This window comes from Actinoplanes siamensis (genome assembly GCF_016862395.1).
In the GTDB taxonomy this organism is placed as follows: domain Bacteria; phylum Actinomycetota; class Actinomycetes; order Mycobacteriales; family Micromonosporaceae; genus Actinoplanes; species Actinoplanes siamensis.
This window is the reverse complement of record NZ_BOMW01000113.1, coordinates 1-8,078: the sequence shown is the minus strand read 5'-3', so window position 1 is coordinate 8,078 and position 8,078 is coordinate 1. Positions and strand designations below refer to the sequence as shown.

General features: G+C 64.9%; 10 protein-coding genes and 1 pseudogene. 1 reads left to right on the top strand and 10 read right to left on the bottom strand.

Going from position 1 to position 8,078, the window contains the following annotated elements; all coding sequences use genetic code 11:
* Positions 1-290: 290 nt before the first annotated feature.
* The 5 genes and pseudogenes from Asi03nite_RS38835 to Asi03nite_RS37035 form a co-directional block, all read right to left on the bottom strand.
* Entirely contained in the window at positions 291-746 is a 456-nt protein-coding gene (locus Asi03nite_RS38835) for a group II intron maturase-specific domain-containing protein (RefSeq protein WP_307834060.1), read from the bottom strand.
* Positions 723-1,196: pseudogene (locus tag Asi03nite_RS38830) on the bottom strand (reverse transcriptase/maturase family protein); the annotation flags it as partial. The pseudogene Asi03nite_RS38830 and the gene Asi03nite_RS38835, both read right to left, overlap by 24 nt.
* Positions 1,197-1,312: 116 nt before the next feature.
* Positions 1,313-1,801 carry a hypothetical protein gene (locus Asi03nite_RS37045; protein ID WP_203685190.1) on the bottom strand — a complete coding sequence of 163 codons (489 nt, stop codon included), beginning with the start codon at positions 1,799-1,801 and terminating at the stop codon, positions 1,313-1,315.
* Positions 1,798-2,265 carry a hypothetical protein gene (locus tag Asi03nite_RS37040; RefSeq protein WP_203685189.1) on the bottom strand — a complete coding sequence of 156 codons (468 nt, stop codon included), beginning with the start codon at positions 2,263-2,265 and terminating at the stop codon, positions 1,798-1,800. Before Asi03nite_RS37040 ends, Asi03nite_RS37045 begins: the two co-directional genes overlap by 4 nt.
* Positions 2,266-2,464: 199 nt before the next feature.
* Positions 2,465-3,622, bottom strand: a complete 1,158-nt coding sequence (locus Asi03nite_RS37035; protein WP_203685192.1) for a helix-turn-helix domain-containing protein — start codon at positions 3,620-3,622, stop codon at positions 2,465-2,467.
* Positions 3,623-3,625: 3 nt separating this feature from the next.
* Between Asi03nite_RS37035 and Asi03nite_RS39065 the strand changes: the two genes are divergently transcribed.
* The gene (locus Asi03nite_RS39065; RefSeq protein ID WP_373872222.1) at positions 3,626-4,078 is read left to right on the top strand and encodes a hypothetical protein; all 453 of its coding nucleotides are present in this window, start codon (positions 3,626-3,628) and stop codon (positions 4,076-4,078) included.
* 23 nt (positions 4,079-4,101) lie between these two features.
* Here Asi03nite_RS39065 and Asi03nite_RS37025 read toward each other — a convergent pair whose 3' ends face one another.
* The 5 genes from Asi03nite_RS37025 to Asi03nite_RS37005 all read right to left on the bottom strand — a co-directional run.
* Entirely contained in the window at positions 4,102-5,385 is a 1,284-nt protein-coding gene (locus tag Asi03nite_RS37025) for a tyrosine-type recombinase/integrase (RefSeq protein WP_203685188.1), read from the bottom strand.
* Positions 5,375-5,566, bottom strand: a complete 192-nt coding sequence (locus tag Asi03nite_RS37020) for a helix-turn-helix domain-containing protein (RefSeq protein ID WP_203685187.1) — start codon at positions 5,564-5,566, stop codon at positions 5,375-5,377. The genes Asi03nite_RS37025 and Asi03nite_RS37020 overlap by 11 nt, the downstream gene beginning before the upstream one ends.
* A complete protein-coding gene (locus Asi03nite_RS37015) occupies positions 5,563-6,765 on the bottom strand; it encodes a replication initiator (RefSeq protein WP_373872221.1) in 1,203 nt (400 codons plus the stop codon). The genes Asi03nite_RS37020 and Asi03nite_RS37015 overlap by 4 nt, the downstream gene beginning before the upstream one ends.
* Positions 6,766-7,295: 530 nt before the next feature.
* Entirely contained in the window at positions 7,296-7,610 is a 315-nt protein-coding gene (locus Asi03nite_RS37010) for a hypothetical protein (protein WP_203685185.1), read from the bottom strand.
* A 5-nt stretch (positions 7,611-7,615) separates the two neighbouring features.
* A partial coding sequence (locus Asi03nite_RS37005) for a hypothetical protein (RefSeq protein ID WP_203685184.1) occupies positions 7,616-8,078 on the bottom strand: 463 nt, incomplete at its 5' end.

The window sequence follows — 8,078 nt, the reverse complement described above, 5'->3', positions numbered from 1 at the left end:
GGCGGCGAACGGGCGTGAGTACAGCGGAGACCAACGGGCACCCGAGGTGTCGGCCTCACATAGTTTTCACGACACTATGAGCAGAACAGTCTGGCTAAGAGGGACCGGCAATAGGTCCAAGATCCGGACTGGCGGGCACCTGCGGGCAGCAAACAGGCACGGGTCCATTGAGCCAAGTCGGCATGGGACGCGGTGTCGGAGCTGCCTCCGGTCCGTTTTCCCATGCCGCTCGCCGAACCCGCCGTGCGATTCTCACCGCAACGGGCTCTCCACGGTGTCTGCCGTTGATGTCACGCAGCCCAGAGGCTGGGGATCTTGTCACCTCGGTACTGGTACCGAGTGATCGGTACTTTGGCCAGGTTGAACAACTCGATCCCGTCCGCCGTCACTGGCTTCCACTGCCCGTTCGGGGTGGTGAAATGGCGGCGGACGTCCTTCCATCTCCAGCGGTGCCGTTGGCTCAGCCATCGGACCACCCGTTGCCATACGAATCTGGCGAGGGTGGACATGGTGTGCTTGCCGACTGCATGCCGGAAATAGTTGGCCCAACCGCGTATGACCTGGTTCAGCCTGGTCAGCACGAACCCGGGATTTCGCTGCGTGGTCCGCCTGGTCAGAGCGCGGACCTTCTCCTTCAGTGACCGGACCGGACGGTCGGCGATGAAGGTGTAGACGTACCACTTCCTCGTGCCGTACTTGCGGCGCCACTGGATGTGGAACCCCAAGAAATCGAACCCGTCACTCATGTGCACGACCCGGGTCTTGGCCGGTGACAGCCGCAGCCCCAACGGTTCGAGCACTCGCGCAACGCGGTCCTGCAACACCTCGACGTCCTCACGGGAGCCGTGCACGAGAACCACGAAGTCATCGGCGTACCGGATGACTCGCCATGTCGGCTGACCCTTGTTACGACGTGCGAAACGGCGGCTGGACGTACTCATCGACCCGTCGGGCTGCCACGGCCCGTGCAGGTCTTCGTCCAGCCCCGTCATGGCGATATTGAAGATCAACGGTGACAGGATCCCGCCCTGCGGCGTGCCGGTGTGACTATCGCGCGCACGCCACGGGCTCAGGTGGAGCACCTCGTGGCGATAGCCAAGCGGCACCAGCGCATTCTCACTCCGCTTGACTCCCAGCTCCGAACCGCGGGCAGACAAATGCAAGTTTGTCGATGGAAACGCTACGCTGACATCAACGGTGACGCCAACCCAGACAGACGATCACGAACAGGCGCGACCACCGACGCATGATTTAGCGATCACCGCCCGCCGTTCACGCGATGGCCACCACTTGCGGGCGTCCGCAACAAATGTCAATCCGCGGTGATGGTAATCCTAAACGGGACACCGTCATCCTCGTGCTTCAGATGCAGCGCGATTACGCCAGAGCGACGCAGCCACCGAGCGGTCATCACCGCATCTAGCTCTTCCGGGAAACCGGCATCGCCGTAGGAGCCGACGAACGAGGGCTCCCCCAACTCGGCGCTACAAGCATCAAGATTTGTTGCGAACCTTTCCTCGAAATCCTTCATCAGGCGCTCTTCGCTATCGAGATCGTCGAGGTCCGGCATTGACAAATCAATCGTCGCTTCAATAAAAGCGGAAGCACCCCGCCCATACTGAGTCACGACCAAATCGCCGTTCTGCCACCGCCGGAGAAGCCCGGCCGACCCGGGCTGGCCCTCATCCCACCCCGCCGAGCGGAGCCTCGCTTCGAGCGACTCACCAGTCTCCACCCGAACGACCTGTTCAAGGGCATGCAGCACTGCAGTCGCAGACGATCCAGTCACCGCCATACTCACATCCCATCTCCTGGAACGTGGAATACCTTAAGGAATCCACTATTCATCTCCTCAGGAAACCATTCCCTGAACAACGTGCGCGTGAAATCAGCACCAGCCCGATTGGATACAGCATAGCGCACGCCCATACTCTTCTGATCACGCCCAAGTGCTATGAGCCGTCTAGCCTGGTCAACAAACTTTTGTTCATCGAAGAAGTTACTCGGGTGATAAGGCGAAGACTCGAATGCCGCATCATTCCGGCCCATCCATTTTGCTTCAACGATGTACTTCCTGGCGCTGCCACCGTCGAGCTGCACGTTTCGGCCATTCAAATTCCAAGTTTCTTCGTAGTCGCGACCTGTAACATGTTCCTGATAGGCCTTCCACGGTCCTGCCTTTTCGGGGAGATTTCTATACCCCTTGAAAGAGGCGTCACCGCTTTCACCGCAGTTGTGGACGAGGACCGGCGCGGTGCCAGCCATCACATAGTACGTGTGGAACAGCTACGACGGTCGCGACGGCGGCATGGTGTGGATCATGGATTTGAGCTGGGAGTCCACTAGAGTCGCCACATGTCCTTCATCGATGGACGTCGCCGTTGACAGCAGCCGTGACAGCAACGTGGGCGTACGTTCGCGCACGGCGGTGCTTCCGATCCGGTTCGGCCGGGGATCGAAGCGGTCAGTGGCTGCCGGTGGTGGTCAGTCGGTTGACGGCGTGGATGCGGCGTTGGAGGCGGACGGAGCCGGCGTCGACGGCGCTGGTGTCGATCTGGTCGAGAGTGTGGCGGGCGGCGTCGTGGTTGCCGGTGCGGGCGTAGCCTTCGGCGAGCCAGGTTTGGTAGAGGCCGACCTCGCGGACATGGTCGGGGTTGTAGTCGGCCAGGGCGCGGGTGAGCAGTGGCTCGGCGGCAGCGGGTTGGCCGAGTTGGATGTGGCAGCGGGCGGCCATGACGTCGATCTCGGCGCGGTTGAGCCAATACACCCATTCCGGTTCGCTGATTCCCGGGCTGCGCTGATCGTAGGCATCGTCGACGGCGTCCAGGGCGCGGCGGCACGTGTCGGGGTCGTGGCAGCGCGCGGCGGCCCAGGCGAGACGTTCCAGCAGCAGCGCCCGTGCGACCGGGGTCGCGTCGACGGCACCAGCGACGGCGGTTTTGGCGATGAGCAGGCCGTCTTCGCGGTTGCCGATGTTGGTGATCTGGTAGGCGAGGCTGGACAGCAGTTGCCCGCCCAGGACCCGGTTGCCGGCGGTGTCGGCTGCGGCAGCGCCGGTGAGGTATGCCTGTTCGGCGTGCCGGTAGTAGCCCGCGTCGGAGGCGATCCAGCCGACCAGTTGGGCAAGTTCGGCGATCACGGTGTGTAGTCGGATGCTGTGCTGGTCGGTGTAGACCGCGTCGTCGGCCAAGCGGCAGACGGCGTCGAGTTCCGCACGCACGACGGGGAGCAGTTCGCGGCTGCCGACGACGTCGTCACGGTGACGTAGCTCGATCACCCGCGCTTCCAGGCGACACAGCTGGGTGGTGCCGAGACGGCGGCCGGTCCTCGGTGGGCGTCCGGCGGGTGGCTGGCTGTTGCAGAGCCATTCGTGGGCGGTGCGGACCGGGTCGCGGGCGACACCGATGGGGACACCGAGGACCTGTTCGTAGCGGTCGACGACCTCGGGGGTGGGCTGACGGTGGCCGGTCTCGACGTGGCCGAGGTACGGCTTGCTGAAGTGGGTCAGCGCGGCCATGGTCGCGAGGCTGTGCCCGGCCGCCTTCCGGGCGACGCGGAGCTGGTTGCCGAGGTCTGCGCTGGGTGGAGACGGTGGCAGACGGCCGTGGTCTTCCATGTTCATCCCTTGGACGCCGATGCTTGGTGTCAGGCCCAGCCGGAACGCGCTCCCACATTGCCGGACCTGTTGGTGCCGATCCGGGGAAGACCGGTCGCGGTGGTCAAGATCCCGTCGTCGATCCGGGTTCTTGACAGCTTCGGTACACGCCGGTCTTCCCCACCATATACCCGCACGCCGAGGGAGCCCGCCGCCGTGTCGATGCATGTCCCGGTCCGTCCGGTGTGGATATGCGCGGCGTGTGGTCAGGCATGGCCGTGCCCGAGCCGGCAGCGGCAACTGTTAGCGGAGTACGCCGAGGCCCGGGTTTCGCTGGCGTTGTTCCTGTCGACGTGTCTCGTACAGGCGTGCGCTGATCTCGCAACGACGCCGGCCGGGGTGCTCTATCGCCGGTTCCTCACCTGGCGCGGCGAGATGCCCATCAACGACACCGATGAAGGTGGATCTCCGCCCGGCCGGTGAGTGCCGGGCGGAGGCCGCAGGTGTCAGCTCTGGGTAGGATCGTCGCTGTCGTCGGGGTCGGGATCTGAGTCGTCGTCGAGGGCGTCGCCCATGGATTCGATGGCGGCGCGTTGGATGCGGAGCCGGACGTGGGAGTACACGTCGGCGGTGGTGTGGATCTGCGCGTGACCGAGCAAATCCTTGATGGTGACCAGGTCCACGCCCTGTTCCAGCAGCAGCGTGGCGCAGGTATGTCTCAGGTCGTGAAACCGGATGTAGCGGACATCGGCGAGGTCGCAGATGTCGGCGTGGTGGCGTTGCAGGGCGGCGGGTTCGAGGGGGCCGCCGGTGCGGTTGGCGAACACGAGCCCGGTTTCGGTCCAGCGGTCGCCGGCTTCGCGTCGGTCGAGGTTCTGCCGCGTGTGGTAGCGCTGGAGGGCGACGACGCAACTGTGCGGGAGAGCGATGCGCCGGGCGGAGCGGTGAGTTTTCACGGGTTGGAAGGTGGGGCCGCCACGGGTCCCGGCCAGGGTGCGCCGCACGTGCAGGTGCCCGGCGTTCAGGTCGATATCGTCCCAGCGCAGCCCGAGCAGTTCGCCGCGCCGCAGCCCGGTGCGCAAGGCGAGTTCGAACAGAGGACCGTGGCGGTGGTAGGCGGCGGCGAGCAGGTAAGGGCGCGCTTCTCCGGCGGTGAAGGGTTGGAAATCGGTGCGTGGCGTCGGTAGCCGCACTGCGGAGGCGACGTTGCGGCCGAGGATGTCCTCGCGGACGCCGTCGGCAAGAGCAACCGACAACACGGCCCGGACGTAGCGCACGGTGGCCGGGCGGATGTGCTTGCCGCAGCACGCGCCGACCGCACAGCAACGCGGACGCCGATCCACCCGCCGGTGGTTCGAATCCCGCTTCGCGTCCCAGCCCCAGGTACAGCACTGGCACACGGTCCCGATCCGGTCGAGGAACGTGCGGACGTCGCGCACGGTCAGGGCGGCGAGCTTGCGGTGGCCGAGGCCGGGGATGAGGAACCGGCGCACCAGCGACTCGTATGTGTCGTACGTGGTAGCCCGCAGGCGGTGTCGGGCGACGCTGGTGAGCCAGGCGGTCAAGCAGTCGCCGACGGTCAGGTTCGCATCGGCGGCCACGACCAGACCCCGGTGGGAGTCGGCGAGTTTCGTGGCGAGTTTGTCGGCCGCTTCGCGGCGGGTGGTGCCGTAGACGTAGATGCGTTTGCGGGTGCCGTCGGCGGCCAGGACGTAGCCGGAGCCGCACCAGCGGCCGTCAGCGCGTTGGAAGATGGTGCCTTCGCCGTTGGCTTTTCTTCTACCGGCCATCGCCGGCCTCCTTGGTCAGCGTGTCGAGGTAAGCGGTGAGCGCGGTGGCAGGGATACGCCGGCAGCGGCCGATAGATACGGAGTGCAGCCGGCGGGTGCGGATCAGGTGGTAGACGGTGTGCCGGCCGATCTGGAGCCGGGCCATCACGTCATCGACGGTCAACAGGTCGACGGCGCTCATGCCGACCACCTGTCCCGGCTGTGGTCGGGGTGGCCGGTGTAACGCCAGTCGGCCACCACCAGCAGCGGCGTACCGGCGGGCAGGCCGAGGCGTTCGACCTGGCCGAGGGTCCTCCAGGTGCGGCGTTCGGCGCGTAGCGCGGCGAAGGTGGTGGAGTAGCCGCGTGACTTCGACGCGAAGTGGCCGTGGAAGCCGAGTTGGTGCGCCCACCGCCGCAGCCCGGCATACTGTGGCTGTCCGCCGAGCCGCCAGCACGTGTCGACCAGCGTGCGGACGTGGCCGGTCAGACGATCGAGCACAATGCCGGGTCGCCGACCGGTTCCGTTGCAGGACCGGCACAGCCTGCCGCCGGAGTGCATGACGCCGCGACCGGTGCAGGTGCGGCAGAACAGTGGCGGGATGTCGATCCCGGCCGCTTCGGTGGACTTGGTCGCGTACTTGGCGACGTACCCGGCCACCGCCACGTCGGACATCCCGCGACCGCCGATACGCCGGATGTCGAGCTGGCGGCCCCACCGCAGCACCCGCGCCGAGGTGATCCGGGAACCGGACACCGTGATCCCTGCTCCGGTGGCGGCGGCGCGGATCGCGGTCGTCAGCCGTCGCAGTGTGGCCCATACGGGTGGTGCCGAGCCCGGCCCATCGGGGCCGTCGAGGCGAACGATGGCGTGCAGGTGCACCACGCCCCGGGTCTGGAACTCGGCGACCTTCGCGAAGACCACCCGCACCTGCACGGCAGCCACCGCCCGAGTCAGACCTGCCGCAGCAGCCAGGTGGCGGCGGACGTCGATGGTGAACCGCGCCCACAGCGCTCCGGCGTGGGCGTTGAACAACACCTGTCCCGGATAGTCGTAGCCGCCCGGATCCATCGCGGTACCGATCGCCGGATCGCCGACGGTGTGCCAGCGCCCGCAACCACCTCGCTGATGACACCGGCGTGGCGAGCCATCGCGCCCGGGGCCGCAGTGCATGCGCCCGAACGACGGCGCGGTCAGCGTGACGAACAGCCGGGGATGATCGGCGACCAAGACCGGGGTGTCCTTGCCGCCGCGTAGGCCGGCGGCGAACACGTGGAACGCGTCCAGCCGATACAGCGCCGAGCACGCCGGGCACACCGCACGACGCCAACGGCATCCGAGGCCGCAGCACCCGAGCCAGCGAAGCCACGCCGCGCCCGCAAGCCGACCAGGTAGCCGCAGCCGGGACCACCATCCAGCACCTACGCAGCGGCCGATTGGCTAAGAAAAGCTATACGTAATCAAGAGAAGCGGCCCGGCACCTGCCGGGCCGCGCGCACGCGCTCAAGGCCTACGGCCCCGCGCGCACGCCAGGCAGAACCACGCCAACGCTCGACTCACCCATGGCCTGGCCGCACACAGAACATCGACGTCCGGCACTCAGCGGGCCCATCCAGCCAGGCATCGATATCCACACATATGCATGATCGAATGACATCAGCCGTGACAGCAACGCAGCCGCACGCCGACGCCCGGACAGGCACCCCAGCGCCAGCCCTCGAAGCACGGAAAGTCCCGTACAACCATTTCCACAACATCATTTGCACATTTTCGGAATCCCGCGATGATCTCTCTCTCGAATCCGTGCCGAGTTGCGAAGATGAGTTGACCTACCACAGAATTTCCGAATATTTAATAATACTTTCACTGACGGAAAAGCGGAAACCTATATAGCACTAAAGCACGCATCACCTGAATCAATATTCGGCGTGCTAATCTGTCAAACTATTTCGATAGCGGACCCACATTCTTTCAATCCAAGGGTTTGATCCTGGCGGCGGCTCAGACGTTACCGGCGGCGACGGGGCCGACTCGATCAGGTGCAGCAGCGTCCAAGCCAGCCCAAAAGAATTATCTTCGCCGAAGGACCCGAGCAATAGATGAGCCTCCTCATCAGTAACAGGCTTCTCGATCGCGTGAAGGGCTTGCTCCATTTCGTCGAATGCCTCATCACCATCTTCGGAGTTGTCGAGTTCCGAGGTCAGCGGGCCAAGACGAACGAAGTTGTAGACCTCATCTCTGATCACGGAACCTATCTTTCCAGAAGGTCGGGATTATTGGAACGGTAATAATTAAGTATACCCTTGATGTCTTCGTTGAAATAACTTGGGTCACCGTACTGCTTCTGCCCGATGCTTCGCAGATCCCACAGATCCCTGGCAACGACCTGCCGATTGGTAAGGCCTGCATCTAGACGCGCGGTCCGCCTTCCCGCTCCGCCATATGTCCGCGTCAGTCGATGATCCGCATCCTTCATCATGTGCGCCGCATAGTCGCGGTAGTTGTCGATACGACCCGACGCGGCTTGCGGAATATGATTCGGGGTGAGGTCATCTCGAACTCGGGACCTACCATCCAGATCACCGAAGCGACCAACTTCATGTTCCTGAACCGCCGGTCGCGGAGACGCACCATTTGCACAGCGGCAGGAATCGGCATGGTCCGGCTCCCTACCGCCACAGTTGTGCACGAGGACCGGCGTTGTGCCGGCGAGC